Consider the following 19690-nt stretch of genomic DNA (forward strand, 5'->3'; position numbering starts at 1 on the left):
CTCTCTGTTACGATTTCCAAATATCCGCGACGATCTCGAAAGAACGCACCCGATCGGCGTGGCGGTACATTTGCGTCGTAATCATCAGCTCGTCCGCCTGGGTCGCTTCCAAAAGCTCAGACAGTTTGCTTTTCACGGTATCCGGGTCGCCCACGATTGAGGAGCGGAGTTGGGCCTGCACCGAAAGTTTCTCAAACTCGCTCCACAGCTCATCCATATTGTCCACGGGCGGCTGGATCGGTTTCAAGTCGCCGCGCACGAGGTTGAGAAACGCCTGGTAGTGCGAGGTGGCCAGCCGTTCGGCAAGCTCGTTTGTATCAGCCGCCATCACATTGACGCCCACCATCGCGTAAGGCTCGGGCAATACCTCGGAAGGGCGGAAGGCGTGGCGGTATGTCTGCAAGGCAGGCAATGTGTAGTTGGGTGAAAAGTGTCCGGCAAAAGCGAAGGGAAGCCCGAGCAGCCCAGCGAGACGCGCGGAAAAATCGCTGGAGCCGAGCAGCCAGATCGGAATGTTCAAGCCTTCGCCGGGAATCGCGCGCAAGGCACCGGGAGCATCGCTCGTACGCGGCCGCAAATACTCGCGCAGTTCTTCCAAAAGCTCAGGAAAGTCATCCCCGCCAATCCGCAGGTCGCGTCGCAACGCACGCGCCGTCCGCTGATCTGCTCCGGGAGCGCGGCCCAACCCGAGATCAATCCGCCCCGGATAGAGCGATTCGAGAGTGCCGAACTGCTCCGCGATGACGAGTGGGGCGTGATTGGGCAGCATAATCCCGCCGGAGCCAACGCGCATTGTCGATGTCCCTCCCGCGATGTGGCCGATCAGGACAGAGGTAGCAGAGCTGGCAACGCTGGGCATGGCGTGGTGCTCCGCGAGCCAGTAACGGTGAAAGCCCCACTTCTCGACTTTTTGGGCGAGGTCAAGGCTGTTTTGGAACGACTGGGCAGCTGTACTGCCTTCTACAATAGGAGCGAGATCCAGCACAGACAGCGGAATATCGCGCAATGTTTTTGCCATGGAAAGGGAACCCTCCTTTTGGGGTGTCAGAATGTTACTGGTTAGTAACAAACGTACTTGCATCTTACGGGGAGGGGAGGCTGCTGTCAATGTTTCGATCGGTTGTGGCAGCACATTTGCGATCTGGTTCCAGTGTAAAGGATTTGTAAAGAAACCCGTAAAAACGATTCATAACCTTATAGTTATATTATACTCTTTGTGAAGAGAGGAGGGATATGGAGCATGGACATTTTGGAGTTGGCAGACAGTCTAAAAGCGCTGGGCGATCCCACGAGGCTGAAGATGATTGCTTTATTGAAGCTCCGGGACTTTTGTGTTTGTGAATTTGTTCCGATCTTCAAAATTTCTCAGCCAGCGGTATCTAAGCATGTCGGGCGGCTCAAGGCTGCTGGATTTGTCACGGAAACTCGAAAAGGCCAGTGGGTGATTTATTCCTTGAATCGAAGCAGATTGGCAGAAGTAGGATACGGATTGAGTCAATTGCCTGACCTTTCTGCCGAGATCGAGGAACTTGGTAAGCAAGGTTTGCTAGTGACGTGCGAGTAAGAAAGGAGGGGCAAAAGTGGGTAAACACATAGGAAAGCGCTTGTCTTTCCTAGATCGCTATTTGACCGTGTGGATATTTCTTGCCATGGCATTCGGAATTGGAGTCGGCGTTTTCATTCCTGATACGGTTGCCATCCTGAATCAATTTCAGGTCGGAACTACATCTATTCCGATCGCAATCGGGCTCATTTTGATGATGTATCCGCCGCTTGCAAAGGTGCGCTATGAAGAATTGGGGCGGGTGTTTCGCGACGGGAAAGTGCTGGGGTTATCCCTTGTACAGAACTGGGTGATTGGTCCGATTTTAATGTTTGTGCTAGCGATTGTTTTCTTGCAAGGCTATCCCGAGTACATGGTAGGTCTCATGATGATTGGGCTCGCTCGCTGCATTGCAATGGTCATTGTATGGAACGATCTTTGTAAGGGAGACACTGAATACGCGGCGGGACTGGTTGCCTTCAATTCAATCTTTCAGGTCTTGTTCTATTCCGTTTATACGTACATTTTCATTACAGTTTTGCCAGAGTGGTTCGGTTTGCAGGGGATGGTGGTTGACATAACTATCGCTGAAGTAGCCAAAAGCGTCTTTATTTATTTGGGGGTGCCGTTTCTTGCAGGGATGATCACACGCTATACGTTGGTCCACCGAAAAGGGCGTACCTGGTACGAGAGCGTGTTTGTCCCAAAAATCAGTCCGATCACGTTGAACGCTCTGCTGTTTACGATCATTGTCATGTTCTCGATCAAAGGGGACGTCATCGTCGCGCTTCCGCTGGATGTTGTGCGGATTGCGATTCCACTGTTGATTTACTTTGTCATTATGTTTTTGGTGTCGTTTTTCATGGGGAAAAAGGCAGGAGCTCCTTATCCAGTAACCTCTACGCTGGCGTTCACCGCTGCAAGCAACAATTTCGAATTGGCCATCGCTGTTGCCGTGGGCGTCTTTGGGCTCCACTCCGGGGCTGCGTTTGCTGCGGTGATCGGCCCACTGGTAGAGGTGCCCGTGATGATTGCACTCGTGAATTTGGCACTTTGGTTTCAGAAGAAGTATTTTCATCCAGGCCAAAAGTAAAGGAGAGTCCAACATGGTTAACAAAGCATTCGTCTATTTTCTTTGCACGGGCAACTCTTGCAGGAGCCAAATGGCCCACGGTTTTTTACAAGCGCTTGGCGGGGGAAAGTACGAGGTGATGAGTGCGGGGCTAGAAGCGCATGGGCTGAATCCCCGGGCTGTAGATGTGATGAAAGAAGCAGGAGTAGATATCAGCCATCACACTTCCGACAAGATTGATCCTGTCATTTTGAAAAAAGCGGATTACGTCATTACGTTATGCGGGCATGCAGATGAGAATTGCCCTTTGATCCCGAACGAAAACGCAATCAAGCTGCATTGGGGGTTCGATGACCCAGCCAAGGCAACAGGGACAGAGGAGGAAGTAAAGGAGCAGTTCCGAACCGTTCGTGATGCCATCAGGAAGCGTGTCGTCCAGTTCGTGGAAGCAGGAAAATAACATGAAATGCCCCCGGTTCTCGGATAGGTAAGCGGGGGCATTTTCCAATATCAAAAAAAATTGATGTAATCCGTTGCTTTTGCAAGATTTTGGTGATACAGTTAATACATCAAAAAAAGTTGATGCAGGTGAGACAGGATGAAGCAAGGAGATATAAGCGGGACATTTGAACAATATGAAGCCAAATTTAAAGCTCTTGCGGATCGGAAGCGACTGCAAATCATGTACGAACTGACGCAGCGCGGCAAGGTTTGTGTATGTGATTTGGCAGAAGTGATGGATATGGCACAGTCCAAACTGTCCTATCATCTCAAGATCCTTCTCGATGCCAATCTCATCCAAAAAGAAACGGATGGAACATGGAACTACTATCAGCTAAACGAAACTCAGATCAATCACCTTCTTTCCGAAGAGCTTTGTTGTGTGTTCCGGTCTAGCAACACTTGTTGCTAAAATTTTTTTATTCAAAACATCAAAATTTTTTGATATTGAGGAGGAACAGTCATGTTGTATGCTCATATTGGGATTAACGTAACAAATCTGGAGAAGTCGATCGCGTTTTACTCTAAGCTGTTTGACGCTGAACCTGTCAAAGTAAAGCCTGATTACGCGAAGTTTCTTCTGTCTTCTCCAGCTTTGAATTTTACGCTGAATGTAAGCCGTGAAGTGACCGGGAATCAAGTGAGCCACTTTGGATTTCAAGTCGCTTCGACAGAGGACGTCCTCATCCATAAAACACGTTTGGAGAAGCGCAATCTTTTTTCGAATAAAGATGAAAGGAACATTACCTGCTGTTATGCAACCCAGGATAAATTCTGGGTACACGACCCGGATGGAAACGAGTGGGAGTTCTTTTACACGAAAGCAGATGCAGATACTCATAGGGAGATTGCAGCAGTTTGCTGCACGCCTGAATCCGAGAACGGGAATGAGGAGACAAAGAGCTGTTGCTGATGGCGAAATGGGGGAGGGCCATATGAAAATGGCGAGAATGTAGATTTACCATAGCCAGCGGAGTCAAGGGAGTGAGGTGAGGCAAACCCTTGACTCGTTGGCAGATGGATTGAGCAATGCAACTGAGTCCTGTACTTATTGCTTCGTCAATATAACCGGCCCGTTCGCCGTAATAGCAATCGTGTGCTCGTACTGGGCAGACAGCTTGCCGTCGCGGGTTCTGGCCGTCCAACCGTCGGCATCGACAGTGGCGTGGTAGGTGCCGATATTGAGCATCGGCTCGATCGTGATGACCATGCCTTCTTTCAGGCGCTGACCCCGTCCTGGAGGGCCGAAGTGCGGAACGAACGGCTCCTCGTGCATTTCCTGTCCGATTCCGTGGCCGGTAAAGTCGCGTACAACCGAGTAGCCTTGTGCTTGGGCGTACGTTTGAATCGCGTGGGAAATGTCGCCGATCCGGTTGCCGACAACCGCTTGTTCAATGCCCAGGTACAGTGATTTTTCCGTGACTTCCAGCAGCTTTTTCGCTTCCGGTGAGACGGTGCCCACTTCGTACGACCAGGCCGAATCCGCCAGCCAGCCGTTTTTGCGCACAACCATGTCGATCGTGACGATATCTCCATCGCGCAGCGGTTCCTTTTTCGGGAAGCCGTGGCAAATCACGTCGTTAACGGAAGCGCAGGTGGCGTACGGGTAGCCGTGGAAGCCTTTTTGTTCCGGTGTTGCGCCGTGGCTCGCCAAAAACTCTTCTACAAATTGTTCAATTTCCCAAGTGGTTAGCCCAGGACGAATCATCTTCGCAATCTCGCGATGGCAGGCAGCCAAAATCTTGCCTGCTGCGTGCATCAGTTCGATTTCTTCGGGTGTCTTGAGGATAATCATCGACTCTCTCCTTGTCCTCGCGTAAGTTCAAATGCTCTCTATACAGTATACAGTGTAGACCTGTTTGGGGCTAATTGCCACAGTGAAAACGGCATGGTAGGATGAGGAAGAACTAAACAACCTGGGGGTAGGTAGCGTGGACAAGTTTCAAGAACATCTGGCGAACTACCAGATTCATGTAAAGGACGATATCGAAAAACGCGTCGCATTTATTCGCGAGCAGATTGACGGAAACGGGCTGGGCGGCGTAGTCGTAGGCATTTCCGGCGGGATCGACAGCGCCGTAACAGCGGCTTTGTGCGTGCGTGCCCTGGGCCGCGAACGAGTCGTTGGCATCTGGCTGCCAGCGTATTCGCAAAACGTTCACGCCGAAGATTCACAGCGTTTGGCTGAAGCGATCGGAATGAATTTGCATACAGTCGATGTCGGAGCTGCGTACGATGCGCTTGTTCCAGCTATTGAAGGAGTGCTCGCGCTCGACGACAAGACAAAAGGAAATACAAAAGCGCGCCTGCGCATGACCGTGCTGTACGCCGTAGCCAACCAGAAAGGCTATCTGGTTGCCGATACGTGCAACCGCAGCGAGATTCATGTCGGCTACATGACAAAAGGCGGAGACGGTCTGGCTGACTTCAACCCGGTAGCGAGCCTGACCAAGCACGAAATGCGCATTCTCGCCGCTGCACTTGGCGTGCCGGATGCGATCATTACGAAAGCTCCTTCCGCCGATTTGTGGGAAGGCCAAACGGATGAGCAGGAAATGGGCTTTACGTACGAAGACCTCGACCGCCTGCTGATTACCGGAGAAACCAGACCGGAAGCAAAAGAGCGCATCGATTACTTGCACCGCATATCCGAACACAAACGCAACCTGATGCCAGGTATTTAAGATGAGCGATTACAAGCTGTTTACGAGCTGCCTGTGGCAGACGACGAGTGCGGTCGTTTCGACGCCTGACCGACTGTATTTGTTTGACCCGGCCTATTTTCCGCACGAGATCGAGGCGATTGCCGAGTATGTGCAAAGTGCGCGAAACGGACGGGAGCTTGTTCTCGTCTTGACGCATGGCGACTGGGACCATATTGTGGGCTATCCCCGATTTGCCGATGCCAAGCTGATTGGGCACAAAAAAATTACCGACCCTGAGCGGCTTGCCAAAAAGCTGCAGAAGGCGAGGAAGTTTGACGGCTCGTATTATGTGAATCGTCCGTACGAGCTGAATCCTCCCGCGTTTGACAAGCTGGTCGAGCAGGTGGAAGCATGGGAAGAAGTGCGGTTTATCCCGGTTCCCGGCCATACGGTTGATCAGCTGGCGACGCTCTTTTGCGAGCAAAAACTGCTGGTCGTCGGCGACATGCTTTCCAACCTGGAATTTCCGTTTGTGGACGACAGCAGCGCGTACTTGTCGAGCTTGCAAGCGATTGAAAAGCTGGTCGTGGACGGCGAGGTTGAAGAGCTCATTCCGGGGCATGGCGTCCCGGCAAAAGGGCGCGAGTCAATTTTGCACCGGATCAGACGGGACCAAGAGTATTTGCTTGCTGCCCGGAAGCTGATTTTCGAAGGCGTAGCGGCGGGGACGAGCGAGGAAGCGCTGGCAGAGAGCTTTCGGCAAATCTCCTACGACGGTGCGCCGATCGGCCAGTATTTGCAAGATTCCCACGAGCAAAACCGCATCGTGCTGATGAAGGAAGCTGTTTCACTGACAGGTTGATTATTAGGCAGTTTTGTACGATAATAGAAGTTACGCACAAAACTTTCTAGGAAAGAGGTGGAACAGATGTCGACGACTGAATTGATGCTGAGAACGAGCCTCGAAGGCCGCGTGAAACGTACGTTGCAAACGTATTTCCGCCGTCCTAACGACGTGTTGGTAAAAGAAAGCCTCGGAGCGAACGGCCTGTCCCCGGAACAAGTGGAAGTTACGATGGAACTGTTGAAACAAGACGCTACTGTTGCAGAAATCATCGAGCAACTGCGGGATAAAGGCTACTTGGCGTAACGCAAGATTGCGTACATAAAAAAGACCGGACGGACAAGAAATTGTCAGTTCCGGTCTTTTTTATACAGATATAAGATTCTTATCCAGTATAAGTGCAACTAAAGCTGCGCCGCAGGCTTGGCGCAGCCAAGTTTTCTAATGCGAAGCGGTGGAGCCGCCGAATTTTCAGGGAGAGGTGCGGCCGTGGGTCACGGAGCGGCGCAGTTTTTTCCGGCGATACATCAGAAGAGCGCCATGTACCAAAAAATAGCTGGCGACTGCGACGACCAGGCCCATAATCGCGCTTCCTGTGAAGTAGGCCAACCCTTTTTCTTTCATCCAGACAAGCCATTGCGGCCACGCTTCGTGCGGAGGGGCGGGGGGAGACTGTAACGGTTTTCCGACAAAAGCGTACCCAATATTGTAGTTCACGACCATGAAGATAGGCAGCACGAGTTTTCCGATGACAAACGCGATCAAACCCGCAGGCAGGCTGGCGCGAAACAGCCTGACCAGCGGAAAGAGCAGCAAAAAAGCGAGGCCGAAGGTGGGCAGGGTAATGAACTCGACAAAAATCCCGACGGAAAAGCCGCGGGCGACAAAAGAAGGCGCCCCTTTCATTCTGATCAGCTTGTAGTATTCGAATTTCAGTTTGCGGTACAGTTTGTTCCACATAGTTGCCTCTCTTTTGTCTGAACTCATGTTCTGTTTTTCCCAAAAAAGGCTTCGCTTGGGGGAAGCCAATTAACACAAGTATGTCCAGTTCTCCTGGCAAAAATTGATACCCCTTTGTCCACGCCGACCGAGAGGAGCGTTCATTTGTGAATGCTGCTATCTTTTGGCATAATGGAGAGGGCAGACCCGCAAGAAAAGTGGTGGAAGTTATGGCAGAAGTGATGACTACATTTGGCGACTACATTGCGCAATACGGATACGGAGCCTTGTTTGGCTTGTTTTTTCTGGGAATTTTGGGGATGCCGCTGCCAGAAGAAACGCTGCTCGTTTTTTCCGGTTTTCTGGTTTCGACAGGTCAATTGGCTTATTGGCCTACTTTTCTCGTCTGCTTTCTCGGCTCGATATCAGCGATGACGACGGCCTACTGGATCGGGCGAAAGCTGGGCTTCCCTTTTTTAGAGAAGTACGGGAAGCGGCTCGGCATGGGATACACCGTCTACAAAAAAACGGAAGAATGGTTCAATCGGGTAGGAAAATGGGCGCTGCCGCTCGGCTATTTTATCCCTGGGGTGCGACAGTTTACCGCCTACTTCGCGGGAATTACGAGACTTCCGTTTCCGACATTTCTGCTGTACACGTATACGGGCGGGCTGTTTTGGAGCCTGTTGTTCGTCACCTTGGGCTGGCAGTTGGGAGAGCGCTGGGATGAACTGTTCGATCTCATCTCGCGCAATCTGGCTATATTCTTTATCGCATTGTTTGCAATCATTGCCGGCTGGTCTTATTTGCGGCATCGGGCAAGTTTGAAGAAACAAAAACGGAGGGGAATGCAATGAGTGAAGAGAATCGGCAAGACAATAACCTGCCAGTGATTCGCGAGCCTGAGCAGTTGGTTCCGCTACAATTACCCGAGGTGCATCAGCGTTTCTACGACAAACTGCGGGCCAAAATCGAAGCTTTCATCAAAGACAAAGGCGTCAATGACACGGCAGCGAACTATATTTTGTTGGCGCCGGATCTGTTCGTGTTGCTCGCCCGTCTGCTTCTGGACAAGCGGGTAGGCGTTCAGTCCAAGGCGATTGCCGGGGTGGCGGTCGCTTATTTCATCACGCCGATCGATTTTATCCCGGAAGCGCTCGTCGGCGGCGTCGGGCTTTTGGACGACGTCGTTTTGGCAGTTTACGCCCTGCGGCGAATTTTGGTGGACGTGGATGAAAAAATCGTGCGCGAGCATTGGAATGGCAAGGAAGACTTGCTCGGTGTCATTACGAAGGTCGTAAAGTCGGCAGATGACCTCGTTGGCAAAAAAATCGTGAAAAAGCTGGAAGAGACACTGTTCCGAAAAAAATAAACAGGATGGGACACGAATGACAAAATATTTGCTGGATTATCAAGAGGGAGAGAGAGTCGTCGCCTTTTGCCTGGTGAAAAGCAAAGAGGCTGGCGTGGCGAGCAACCAGAGCGAGTATTTGAATCTGGAGCTGGGAGATCGCTCCGGCACGCTCATGGCCAAGCTGTGGGATGTCAGCCCTGAAATGAAAGAGTGGATCGCCGTAAAATCTGTGGTGAAAATCGACGCCGCCGTCCAGATGTACCGCGGGAAAAAGCAGCTGGTGATCCAGCGCATTCGCCCGGCAGCCGCATCGGATGAAGTGCTGATGGAGTCGCTGATCCCTGTATCCCCGGTTCCGGTGGACGAGCTGTGGACGAAGCTCATGCAGACGGTAGACAGCTTGAAAAGCGACACGCTGCGAGCGATTATCCGCGAGGCGTTGGCTACGGAGGAAATCAGCGAGCGGCTGAGGCAGTACCCGGCAGGGGTAAAAATGCACCACAATTACTACCACGGACTGCTGGAACATATCGTTTCCTTGCTGTCAGCGGCGCAAAGCTTGCTTCCGCTCTATCCGCAGGTCGATAGAGATGTCCTCTACGCCACTTGCATCCTGCACGATATCGGGAAGCTGTACGAGCTGTCAGACCCGATTGCGCCGGACTACACCACGCCAGGCCAGCTGATCGGCCATCTGGTGATGGGCGTCGAGATGGTCAGCGGCATTTGCCGCAAGCTGGACATTCCGCTCGGAGACGCCGAGGTGCTTCATCTCAAACATTGCATTTTGAGTCATCATGGGGAAGTGGAGAACGGCTGGGGAAGCGCCGTATCCGGCAAGACTCCGACGGCTGTCTTGTTCCATTACCTGGACCAGATCGACAGCAAAATGAACGCACTCGGGCAAACACTCGCCGACATGGGCGAGGAAGACGAGTGGGCGTACGCAGGTGTGCTCAGACGAAAAGTTTGGCGAGGCTACTAATCGTCATCTGGCAGCATGAAAAAGGAAAAGCACCAAAACCAGAAAGCCAACTGCTCGAATCAGGCAGTTGGCTTTTTTGTGCCGAACAAATTTTCTGAAACCTTTTCCTTCCTGTACCGTCTTACTACAAGATTGGCTTGCAAAGGAGGAGTTTGCTATGAAAAAAAGCAGCAAAATGATTGAAGTAATGCTGGTGGCGACAGTTCTCGCCGTGCCGGGAGCTGCGATTGGAACAGCGGCACCTGTCTATGCCTACGACGGCAAATCTGATCTCGAAGTCATGCCGCTGCCTGACGATATACGCAAGCTTTTGGTCGATTTGAAGGAAGATTACGTGCCGCTTTTGTCCGACCTGCACGTCGATGCGATCGGAAAAGGCAGCAAGTCCGAGACGATCCTTGCTCTGTCCGACCGAAAAAGCGTGATTACCGCAAATATTTTTCTCGATCTCGTCGTCGATGCAGATGGAAACATTACTTCCTTAAAACTGAATGGCGCTGACCGTGATCAGCAAAAGTGGGACAAACAAGCAACCTACAAAAAGCTGACGGATTTTATTCGCGAGAACGTGCCTGACCATATCGTCATAGCGACACAGCCCATGCTCTCTACAGAGCGGAAAGCGGGACTCGACCGCCTGGCAGTCGTGCCGTTTTATCCGGTGCTCAACGGCGTCTGGGTGAAAAAGGAGATGGGTCGCGCCTATATCGATGCTTCGGGACAGATTGTGCACTTTTGGCAAGAGAAAAAGAAGCTTCCACTGGCAACGGAGGTAGCTGACCCGAAAAAAGCGATCGCTCTGGAAAAGGCGGCGAGCGCGTGGGGCAATGACCTGGACGTGCAGCTTGTTTACGATACCGCTGCGGGCAAGCTCGTATACGAGCCGGTCAAGCTCCCGGTTGTGGATGCCCTGACCGGAGAAATCGTCCCGGAAGTCACTGTCACGGCAACGGAAACCGTCAAGCTGAAAGGAACCGCTGGCAACTCAAGCTGGGGCGATCGCACTAAAATGGAAGAGTGGCTTGCGAAGAACTTCGCGCTGAAAATGAGCAGCCTGACATTCGAGGCCCCATCCGTGAAACAAAAGAAACGCGACACCGATCTGTACGAGTGGAACGCGAGAATGTACCAGAGTGCCTCCGTGCTGGTAGAGCGGAAATCGAAGTCATTGCTTGCCTTTTCCCTGGATGGCTCGGCCCAAAGCGAACGGGAAAAACCGCTGAGTGAAGATGAAGCAAAAGCGTTGGCCCTCCGTTTTGCAGAAACGAATTTGTTGTCCAGGGAACAGAGCTTTGTGGTCAAACAAACCCGCCCGGTTGACTACTTGCCCGGATGGGCCGATCAAAATGTGGTGCGGCCGCTCTACCAGTACGATTTTTATCCCGAGGCCAATGGAATCCGCGCGAAAACTCCGCTGTTTACCATCGAAGTAGACGCGAAAAAAGGGAACGTCGTCAAAGCAAAGGTGAACGAAACAGCCGCGATGCCAGCCGCGTTGGACAAACAAGGGGTCATCGGTCAGGAGCGAGCCAAAGAGATGTTGCTGAAGCATGCTGCTTTGCGCCTTGCGTACTTCTATCCGCAGATCGGCGGGCAGACAGCTGCCACTCCGCAGCTCGCGTATGTGCCGACGGCGGATACGGAAGCGTTGCAGGTGGAAGCCAAAACAGGCGAAGTAGCGGGCAACTGGCGTGAGCTGACCGAGTAACCAAAACAGGCAACGACCCGGCGTGGCTGTGTGCTGCCGGGTTGTTTGCATGGATTGTCCCATGCCTTTCTTTTCAAAATAGACAAACACTTCACAGCTAGTAGGATTTTTTTGCTTTTTGTAGAATATCTTCTTGATTCCCATTTGATTTGGCAAAAATGCCGATCACGAGAAGGAGAAAGTGCATGAAACGGCCAACCTATACCCTACCAAGTATTGTCAAAAAGGTGTTCCGGTCCGGCGAGCGCTCCCTCCCACGTACGGAGATTTGCTCCCGGATGGAAGTGAATGAGCTGACGGCTTTTTTGGATCTGGATAGCGCGACACTACTTGATAAAGTGTTGAAGATGGAGCAGTCGCCTGTACGGATTGCCAGCTCGGAGGCGATCGTGGAGATCACTTACCAGCCGCATCAGGTGTACGATTTGGCGCACCGCTTTTTGCGCGATACCCAAACGCCTAAAAAGCTGGAACAGATCGTCGCTGAGTTGCGCCGTCAGACGCAGTTTGGCTGGAATCAGATCCTTCGCATGTTGCAATTGGAACGCGACCCTCGCTTTGTTCAGTATCAAGGCGACGACCGATGGTTCCTGGCAGAGTGGACGCAGGCAAACGACCAAGTCTACGATTATTGCCGGGATAACGGCATCACGCACGTAGCTGCCCGCTCGCTTGTCCATTTTCTGGAGCAAGAGGTGGGGATCGCCGGGGATGCCGCTTTTCTGCCCCTGCTGGATGACCGATTCCGGGTCGAGGGAGAAACGCTGTATATCATTGTTCGCAGTGAGGAAACCGATGAGGAGCTGGCTGCGGAAGAAATCGCAGCGGCGGACTCTTCTGAATCGATAGCCGTCATCGAGAATGAAACAGAGGAAGTTGCACCCGAAACAGCAAGCCCGTTGCATCAGGAACCGAAACAAGAAGAAACAATTTTTACCAAGGAGGAAACGAACATGACAAACGCTACGAATGTACGAGTGCTGGAGGAAGTACAACAATTGCTGCAAGAAGCAATCAGCCGCCTGGAAGGCCGCAATCAGGAGATGTCCCAGGAAGTCGTCGCGCATTTCCAACAAAGCAATATGCAAGCTATAGAAGTGCTGATGAAAGAGAAACATAAGCATGAGCAAATCGTACTTGGCATTCAGCAAGTACTGGCAACCAGTGAGCAACAATGAGTAAACTTGAGGCCATGATCCGGTTGGAACAGCGATTTGATTTGCTGCGCGACATCATCGCGAGTTATCGGATTCGCCTTCAAGACATGGAGCGGGAAGTGGTGGAACTTTTTGCCGCCAACCAGCTCTCTGCTATATCTACATGCATGAGCGAAAAGCAGCGCATCGTCCGCTTGATGAACCGTCTGGAGCTGTTTATTTCCCAGTGGGAAGGCAACGGCGATGTGGGAATCGCACATGAGCCAAAACGAGAACACTTGAACACATGATGGAAAATGCGGTAATATAGGGGGATTGTGTAGGATTCCCCGCGCATGCCGCGTGGGATGGAAAGGAGATCCAAACCCTCTATGTCAGTAGGAAGAAACGAACTGTGCCCGTGCGGGAGCGGAAAAAAATACAAGAAGTGCTGCGGAGTCGTTACACCGATTACCGAACTGCGCAGCCGTCATGAACAAAAATTGCAGAAAGAATATGCAGGCTGGGTCGAGCGTCTGAACCATTTCGTAGGTGGCAATGTCACCAGCGAGACCATTTCCGAAGCGCGCAGCCGTTTTGCAGCAGAAGTGGGCTTGACCGAAGAAGAAGTCACGCGTCCAGAGTGGGCTGCGCATTTCTTCAACTGGTGTGTCCTGGATGTGAGAACAGGCGGAAGCACGCTGCTGGAGAACTACATCAAGCAGCACGGCCGCCGGATGGAGCCTGACCTCCGTCGTGCTTTTGCAGGCTTGCATCTGAACGTATACGAGATCACGGAAGTAGACCGCGATGTCATGACGGTTCAACATCCGCTCACTTTGGAAAAGCATTACATTTTGCGTTCCAATAGCCTGAATGTCATGCCAGGCCAGATGATCGTCGGTCGCCTGTTGAACCTCGGCTTGCGCAACATGCTCTTTTCCGGCAGCATCATTTTGCAGCCGCATGTCAAAGAAAGCTTGCTGGAATGGCTGAATCAGCATCCGGAAGTGGAGCATGCGGCAGAAGACGCGGGCAAAAGAGTGTATACGACGGAGCTGTACCGTTTCATCGTTCAGTTCGGCGGGACAGAAACAGGCAGCGAACAGCCAGCATCTGGTCAAGGCACCTTGCTGCGCCGCACGTATGTGTTGCCCAATCGCGATCAGCTTTCCAAAGCGATCGAGGCCAATCCAGCTTTCGAGCTGAAAAAGTCCGATGGCGCCAAGGAAATCTGGGTATATGCGACACGCAAGGAAGAGCATCTGTTCCCGGCGCTGAAAGATGCGTTGCTTGAACTGTATGAAGTGCAGGCAGAGGCAATTTTGGAAGGCGACAAGCTGTATCTGGAAGGATACGCTTCGGAGCTGGAGGAAGTGGCGCAGCTGCTTTTGCTGCTCGCTTACGAAAAAGAGGAAGAGATTCGCGTCCTGACCTCGACTGGTTCCAGACTGTCCAAAGGAACCTTGTTCATTACGAGCCAGCCGACATTGCCGCCAAAAGTATTGCAATGGGCTGTGCAGACGTATTTTGCGGAAAAATGGCTGGTGAACCCGCAGGATGCGCTCGACGACCTGCCTCCTGTTTTGGTGGCGGCGTCAGACAGCAAAGAGCTTCACGCCAAGCTGGAAAGCCTCCTGGTGCAAATGGAACAGGATCACAAAGTAGGACAAGGCATTGCCCGTTTCATTCGGATGGACATGCTCCGTCCGCGCCTGAGCCTGTCCAATGCCAGCCTGCACGTGAACAACCTGCTCAACCGACCATTGATCGAAGGCTTGCCAGAAAGTGTGTACACCGTGCATCCTGACCGACTCGCTGACATCAATCGCTTCGTGCAAGAGATGACAGAAGGCAAGTCGGAAGCTACGGTCAAAAAATATGATGAGGTTATGAACAACTTCCGCTCTTTTGTCAGAGGCGCGTTTGGCCCTGCGTTTACCTGGGAGCAGCTGCGCAAGGAGGAGCTTGCTTATTTCCTCGTTCATGACATTTTTACACGTGCAGATGCTGCGACGAAAACGTTGGCAACAAACCTGCTGTCTGTTCTGACCGCATTCTTCAAGTGGCTGGACAAGCAAGGAGCCAGTGCCTTGTACGCGAACATGCAGTCTTTGCTGGCAGAGCTGAAAGAGACGCTGCCAGAAGCATACCGTTTGCGTGGCGTACTGGAAAAGGAAGCCAATCAGAACTTGTACGGCAACACTTCCGCTCCGAAAGAAGTAGCGGAGGAAACGCTGCTCTTGCTGGATACAGCCGCAAACGGCTGGGTTGCCAAACGTCCTGATGGTGAAAAAATCACGTTGGCTATCGCTGCTGACGGAAAAGACGTGCTGGCGCCTGACTGGATGATTTCCGGCGTGTTTGGCAAAGGCGAGGATGGCAACTGGCGTCTGTACAGCACGCCTGAGCTGTATCCGCCAGCGATTGCCCATTTGCTGGGTGTGCCGACTGGCGTCTTGGTATAAAAACAAAACCCGAGGAATCGCTCCTCGGGTTTTTTCTTTTGACGCAAAAGCGTGCTTTTATTGCACCCACGATTGCAAGGTCTTGTCTTTCGGCAGCAAAAATCCGACCAGACCAATTAACGGGAGCACCGAGCAGAGGGTGATGACGAAGCCAAGGTCGAACATATCTGCCAAGTAGCCAAAAGCGAGAGCACCCATGCCGCCCATGCCGAAAGCCAAGCCAATAATCAAGCCGGACACGGTGCCGATTTTGCCTGGCAAAAGCTCCTGGGCATAAACAACGGTGACCGAAAAGCTGGACAGCATGATGAAGCCGCTTACGAGCAGCAGGGGAAAAGACCAGAAGCCGGAGACGTAAGGCGTCAGCAAGGTCAACGGCAACGCGCCGAGTGTCGAGAGAATCAGCAGATTGCGTTTTCCGAATCGGTCCGACAGAGGTCCGCCAAAAAAGGTGCCGATGGCTCCGGCGAGCAGGAAGCCGAACACAACTAGCTGGGCGCTGGAATAATCCATATGTTTGACGTACATCAAGTAAAATTGATAAAAGCTCTGATAGCCCGCATTCATCCAGGAGCGGACGCTGACGATCAGGATGAGCAGCCACAAGGCGACGAGCCGCTGCTTTCGGTTCGTGTACGTCACGACCGCGGCAGCGGCTTTTTTCAGCCTTTGTTGACCGCGATACCACAGCGCCACGTAAAGCAGAACGCCGCTTGCCAAAACCGCCGGAAGCAAAAACCAGGCCGCTCCCGGCTGGCCGAGATTGGCGAAGACGAGAATCGTCATGAGCGGAGCAAGCGCTTGGCCTGCGTTTCCGCCGACCTGAAAAATCGATTGCCCCAAGCCGCGGCGCGGGCCGGATGCCTGATGCGCAAAACGGGACGCCTCCGGGTGAAAGACAGCGGAGCCGATACCGACACAGGCAACAGCGACGAGAACGAAGGAGTAGCTGCCTGCAAAAGCGAGAGCGAGCATCCCGAGCCCGGAGACGAGCAAGGCAAGCGGAGGCAGAAACGGCTGTGACTTGCGATCGGAGAAGTAACCGACAACAGGCTGCAAGACGGATGCAGTCAAGTTCATGACCAAAAGAATGAAGCCGACTTGTGTGAAGGTCAACGCCAGATTTTTTTCCACGATGGGAAGCAAGGCCGGAATGACCGCTTGCAAGCTGTCGTTCAGCAAATGAACGAGACTGATGGCAAACAGCATGCGATACACGGTAGGTGCTGCTGTTGTTGCCCCAGACGCTTGCAGCGGTGTCGATGTGGCACTCATGTCAGTTCATCTCCATTATTCAGAGTGGGAAAATCGTGCAGCTTCTTGTTCAGTGAGAAGTTGCCGTTGACTTTTTCTCACTGTAGCACGGATGGGCTGGAGGCGTCATCACTGTCTGGATGGAATATGCCGACGAGATATACGCTTCGTCTTCCACGATGAAGTTTTGGGATCGGTAGGTAAATGCAAATGCGTTGTCGAAAAGATGAAGGACGAGACCATGAGCAAAAGGCTGGGAGGAGTGCCGAAGTGCTGAAAGGGATTACCGAATACTGGCTATGCGTGGGTGGAGCCAATGTGGACGTGCAAGGAGTCACTTCTGCCAGATTGCTGCCTGGAACGAGCAATCCGGGGCATGTTCAGCAAGTGGCAGGCGGAGTAGCTCGTAATGTGGCAGAAAATCTGGGATGGCTTGGGGAAGAAGTACAGCTTTTTGCTCTTGTGGGAGAGGATGCTGACGGGGAATGGCTGCGGCAAGTGACGGCCAAAAGCGGAGTATCGACCCACGGGATGTTGCGGATTGCTGGCAAATCGACTGGCAGGTATTTGGCGATTCGCGATCTCGACGGAGAGCTGTACACAGCAGTGGCAGACATGGAAGTCAACGAGGCGTGGACAGAGGAGCTTGTCCGTCAGGCTATGGAGCGCCTGCCGCAAGCTGCCGGCCTGTTTATGGATGCAAACTTGCCCGTGCCGGTCATGCACGCCTTTTTGGAAGAGGCAAACAGGCTGGGAAAAATCGTTGCTGTCGATCCTGTCTCCGTGAAAAAGGCGGAAAAATGGCGGCCCCTTTTGCATGGGGTGCATGTGCTGATTGCGAGCATTGATGAGATAGAAATATTGTCCGGCCAATCGCTGCATTCCTTTAACGATGTGGAAGTATGCGCGAAACGATTGCTCGAACAAGGCGTGCGCCAGCTGATGATCAACTGCGGCGAAGCGGGCCTGTATTTGTGCCGGGAAGCCGAATCGATCTGGATCGCCGCTCCTCCTGCGCCGATTCGCGAAGCGGCATGCGACGCTTTTGCCGCGGGCATTCTTTTTGCGCAGCATCGGACGCCCCTGCTGCGGGAACAAGCGGCCTACGGAATGGCGCTTGCGGAAATGAGCCGCGACAAACATCGCCCTTACAATCTGGAACTGCTCATGCAGCGAAAACAGTCTTTTACTGGAAAAGAGATGCAAATTTTCGAGCGGGAATGAGGGTACATAGAACGGCGTACACTAATTGGGTATTTTGTCCCAAGGAGGAGTGTACATGGAAAAGAAGTCAAACGATGTGAACGGCAAGCAAGAAAGCCACGTGCGTCAAGGCGGCGATTCGCACCGCTCCAAGCAAAAGCAGCCAGATGGGCCAGTGCAAGGTTTTAGCCAGGCGCCAAAAGGTCTGCAATAAACAGCAAACCGATTGTGACCGCTTTGCCCAACGCAAGCGGTCACCTCTTTTTTCGGCAAAAAATGCCGGGACGTTTTTCACAGAAAAAAACTCCTCTATCGACAAAAACGGTAGGGGAGTTTTGCGTGAAAGGAACATTTTTCTACAAATGCAGACAATCCTATGGTACAATACCTGAATCAGATGATTACCAACAGAAGAAAATATTAGTTCATCTGGTTAAGTGGCACTGTTCCCAATTGTGCCTCCCTTTTCTTTTGTCAAAAAGCGTGCGCGAACAAGGAGATTGATACATATGCCAGAAACTGTTGCAAAAACACGCGCTTCTGCTCCGCGCAAGAAGAAGCAGCAGCCAACCCGTAGCCGGAAGCTGCGCAGATTCCTGACGATCTTCGCCTTGACGGTTCTGTTGCTGGTCGGCGGTGTCGCTGGAGCAATTTATTGGAAAATTGAAGACACTCTGGACGAAGTAACGAGCCCTGTAGAAAATGGTTTTACCTCTGAAGTATCCAAAAATGTGGACCCGGTCTATCATTCTGACAAGCCGATGTCCTTCGTCTTGCTCGGCTCCGATTCACGGCCAGAGACAGGCTCGATGAACACGGACGTGATGATTGTCGCGGTAGCCAACCCGGAGACGAAAAAAGTAACGATGGTCTCCATCCCGCGCGATACGCGTGTGAAAATTCCGGGATATCGCGATTATCACAAAATCAACTCGGTTTACGCCAACGGCGAGGCTGAGCGCAGACAGGCCGAGCGAAACAAGCAGACGCCGACAGAGGACGGAATTTCGCTCACGAAGAAAACATTGAACGAAATTTTGGGGATTCCCATCGAACATTACGTAGCGGTCGATTTTGATGGCTTCAAAGCTGTGATCGACGAGCTGGGCGGTGTCGAGGTCAATGTCGACCGCAAGCTCGTTTACGACGATCCGACTGACGATACGCACATCAACCTCAATCCTGGACTGCAGAAGCTGAATGGCGAGCAGGCGCTTGGTTATGTACGCCACCGCCACGACAATCGGGGAACCAAGTATTACTCCAGCGATTTCGACCGCAATCGACGCCAGCAGGAAGTGATTCGTGCCGTCGTTGACAAGGTAGGCTCCCTGGATGGATTGACCAAAGTTTTCAACATCATGGACGTAGGGAAAAAGCATATACATACGGACCTGTCCAAAGAACAAATTAAGGGACTCGCGTACGACTTCAAAGGATTTAGCGCTTCGACGCTGACGACGCTGGACAACGGCGCTTATTGGCAAGGCGGCTATACGTTCCTGGAAAAAGAGAAGCTCGATCTGATTCGCGATTCCTTGCAAGCGGAAATGGGCGTGTCCGGCAATGTAGTAGCAAAGCTGAACAACTCCCCGACATTGGGATCAGGGGAATCAACTGTGTCGGCATCGAGCAGCAACCGATCGACCAAAAAGAAAACGACGGAGTCGGCAGCTTCGGCCAAGCCGAAAGCAAGCGAAGAGACGAAAAAGTCGACGGAGCAGGAAGTCGCAGAGGGCGAGGAAAGCGTGACGGATGGAACGACTCCACCGCCAGATGTAGCGAATCCGGAACAGCAGGGCCAGACGACTACACCTGAGTCGCAGACGACAGTTCCGAATGGGACTGTCATCCAGCAGCCTCCTGCCGTTCCAGCAGGAAATAGCGGGACTACGGCACCACCTCCCGATATCGTTTCTCCGCCTGCAACCGGACAGGACGGCGGAGCACCAGCATCGAACCCGACAACGACTCCATCATAGCAAGCAGGCAAAGCACCCGTTTCTTGAAAAAGAGCGGGTGCTTTTTAATGAGGCTG

22 protein-coding genes are annotated in these 19690 nt (G+C 52.4%); 18 read left to right on the top strand and 4 right to left on the bottom strand.

Going from position 1 to position 19690, the window contains the following annotated elements:
* Positions 1-7: 7 nt before the first annotated feature.
* Positions 8-1018, bottom strand: a complete 1011-nt coding sequence (locus DEP07_RS09645; protein ID WP_287102413.1) for an LLM class flavin-dependent oxidoreductase — start codon at positions 1016-1018, stop codon at positions 8-10.
* Positions 1019-1240: 222 nt separating this feature from the next.
* Here DEP07_RS09645 and DEP07_RS09650 point away from each other — a divergent pair, with 222 nt between their 5' ends.
* The 5 genes from DEP07_RS09650 to DEP07_RS09670 all read left to right on the top strand — a co-directional run bounded on the left by DEP07_RS09650 (position 1241) and on the right by DEP07_RS09670 (position 4029).
* Positions 1241-1564, top strand: a complete 324-nt coding sequence (locus DEP07_RS09650; protein ID WP_173599600.1) for an ArsR/SmtB family transcription factor — start codon at positions 1241-1243, stop codon at positions 1562-1564.
* Between the two features lie 28 nt (positions 1565-1592).
* Positions 1593-2636 (top strand): ACR3 family arsenite efflux transporter, encoded by a 1044-nt coding sequence (arsB, locus tag DEP07_RS09655; protein ID WP_287102422.1) that lies wholly within the window; start codon positions 1593-1595, stop codon positions 2634-2636.
* A gap of 13 nt (positions 2637-2649) precedes the next feature.
* Complete coding sequence (gene arsC / locus DEP07_RS09660; protein ID WP_122964785.1) at positions 2650-3075, top strand: arsenate reductase (thioredoxin); 426 nt, start codon at positions 2650-2652, stop codon at positions 3073-3075.
* A gap of 153 nt (positions 3076-3228) precedes the next feature.
* Positions 3229-3528, top strand: a complete 300-nt coding sequence (locus DEP07_RS09665) for an ArsR/SmtB family transcription factor (RefSeq protein WP_122964842.1) — start codon at positions 3229-3231, stop codon at positions 3526-3528.
* 51 nt (positions 3529-3579) lie between these two features.
* Entirely contained in the window at positions 3580-4029 is a 450-nt protein-coding gene (locus DEP07_RS09670) for an ArsI/CadI family heavy metal resistance metalloenzyme (RefSeq protein WP_122964786.1), read from the top strand.
* A 135-nt stretch (positions 4030-4164) separates the two neighbouring features.
* Here DEP07_RS09670 and map read toward each other — a convergent pair whose 3' ends face one another.
* Entirely contained in the window at positions 4165-4911 is a 747-nt protein-coding gene (gene map / locus DEP07_RS09675) for a type I methionyl aminopeptidase (RefSeq protein WP_122964787.1), read from the bottom strand.
* Between the two features lie 136 nt (positions 4912-5047).
* On the opposite strand from map, the gene nadE reads away from it, so the two are divergent.
* From nadE to DEP07_RS09690, 3 genes are all read left to right on the top strand, one after another.
* Positions 5048-5800: an NAD(+) synthase gene (gene nadE, locus DEP07_RS09680; RefSeq protein ID WP_122964788.1), complete on the top strand. Its 753-nt coding sequence runs from the start codon at positions 5048-5050 to the stop codon at positions 5798-5800.
* Between the two features lies 1 nt (position 5801).
* On the top strand, positions 5802-6623 hold the full coding sequence (locus tag DEP07_RS09685) for an MBL fold metallo-hydrolase (RefSeq protein ID WP_173599603.1): 822 nt from the start codon (positions 5802-5804) through the stop codon (positions 6621-6623).
* A 66-nt stretch (positions 6624-6689) separates the two neighbouring features.
* Positions 6690-6911 (top strand): hypothetical protein, encoded by a 222-nt coding sequence (locus DEP07_RS09690; RefSeq protein ID WP_063230062.1) that lies wholly within the window; start codon positions 6690-6692, stop codon positions 6909-6911.
* Positions 6912-7076: 165 nt separating this feature from the next.
* On the opposite strand, the gene DEP07_RS09695 is transcribed toward DEP07_RS09690, so the two are convergent.
* Positions 7077-7565 (bottom strand): DUF2062 domain-containing protein, encoded by a 489-nt coding sequence (locus tag DEP07_RS09695; RefSeq protein ID WP_122964790.1) that lies wholly within the window; start codon positions 7563-7565, stop codon positions 7077-7079.
* A gap of 209 nt (positions 7566-7774) precedes the next feature.
* Here DEP07_RS09695 and DEP07_RS09700 point away from each other — a divergent pair, with 209 nt between their 5' ends.
* The 7 genes from DEP07_RS09700 to DEP07_RS09730 all read left to right on the top strand — a co-directional run bounded on the left by DEP07_RS09700 (position 7775) and on the right by DEP07_RS09730 (position 15195).
* Positions 7775-8401: a DedA family protein gene (locus DEP07_RS09700; RefSeq protein ID WP_122964791.1), complete on the top strand. Its 627-nt coding sequence runs from the start codon at positions 7775-7777 to the stop codon at positions 8399-8401.
* Positions 8398-8916 (top strand): YkvA family protein, encoded by a 519-nt coding sequence (locus DEP07_RS09705; RefSeq protein WP_122964792.1) that lies wholly within the window; start codon positions 8398-8400, stop codon positions 8914-8916. Before DEP07_RS09700 ends, DEP07_RS09705 begins: the two co-directional genes overlap by 4 nt.
* A gap of 16 nt (positions 8917-8932) precedes the next feature.
* On the top strand, positions 8933-9883 hold the full coding sequence (locus DEP07_RS09710) for a 3'-5' exoribonuclease YhaM family protein (RefSeq protein WP_122964793.1): 951 nt from the start codon (positions 8933-8935) through the stop codon (positions 9881-9883).
* Positions 9884-10040: 157 nt separating this feature from the next.
* Entirely contained in the window at positions 10041-11591 is a 1551-nt protein-coding gene (locus DEP07_RS09715; protein WP_173599604.1) for a hypothetical protein, read from the top strand.
* 185 nt (positions 11592-11776) lie between these two features.
* Entirely contained in the window at positions 11777-12769 is a 993-nt protein-coding gene (locus tag DEP07_RS09720) for a hypothetical protein (RefSeq protein WP_287102416.1), read from the top strand.
* Positions 12766-13038 (top strand): hypothetical protein, encoded by a 273-nt coding sequence (locus tag DEP07_RS09725; RefSeq protein ID WP_063230068.1) that lies wholly within the window; start codon positions 12766-12768, stop codon positions 13036-13038. Before DEP07_RS09720 ends, DEP07_RS09725 begins: the two co-directional genes overlap by 4 nt.
* Positions 13039-13119: 81 nt before the next feature.
* Positions 13120-15195 (top strand): YecA family protein, encoded by a 2076-nt coding sequence (locus DEP07_RS09730; RefSeq protein WP_173597791.1) that lies wholly within the window; start codon positions 13120-13122, stop codon positions 15193-15195.
* Between the two features lie 57 nt (positions 15196-15252).
* Here the strand turns inward: DEP07_RS09730 and DEP07_RS09735 are convergent, their stop codons facing one another.
* Positions 15253-16470 (bottom strand): MFS transporter, encoded by a 1218-nt coding sequence (locus tag DEP07_RS09735; protein ID WP_122964797.1) that lies wholly within the window; start codon positions 16468-16470, stop codon positions 15253-15255.
* A 249-nt stretch (positions 16471-16719) separates the two neighbouring features.
* Here DEP07_RS09735 and DEP07_RS09740 point away from each other — a divergent pair, with 249 nt between their 5' ends.
* From DEP07_RS09740 to DEP07_RS09750, 3 genes are all read left to right on the top strand, one after another.
* Entirely contained in the window at positions 16720-17673 is a 954-nt protein-coding gene (locus DEP07_RS09740; protein ID WP_287102417.1) for a carbohydrate kinase family protein, read from the top strand.
* A 55-nt stretch (positions 17674-17728) separates the two neighbouring features.
* On the top strand, positions 17729-17866 hold the full coding sequence (locus tag DEP07_RS09745) for a hypothetical protein (RefSeq protein WP_167470311.1): 138 nt from the start codon (positions 17729-17731) through the stop codon (positions 17864-17866).
* A 295-nt stretch (positions 17867-18161) separates the two neighbouring features.
* Positions 18162-19634 (top strand): LCP family protein, encoded by a 1473-nt coding sequence (locus DEP07_RS09750; protein WP_122964799.1) that lies wholly within the window; start codon positions 18162-18164, stop codon positions 19632-19634.
* The last annotated feature ends 56 nt before the right edge of the window (positions 19635-19690 follow it).

It is taken from the genome of Brevibacillus sp. (assembly GCF_003521185.1).
Lineage (GTDB): Bacteria > Bacillota > Bacilli > Brevibacillales > Brevibacillaceae > Brevibacillus > Brevibacillus parabrevis.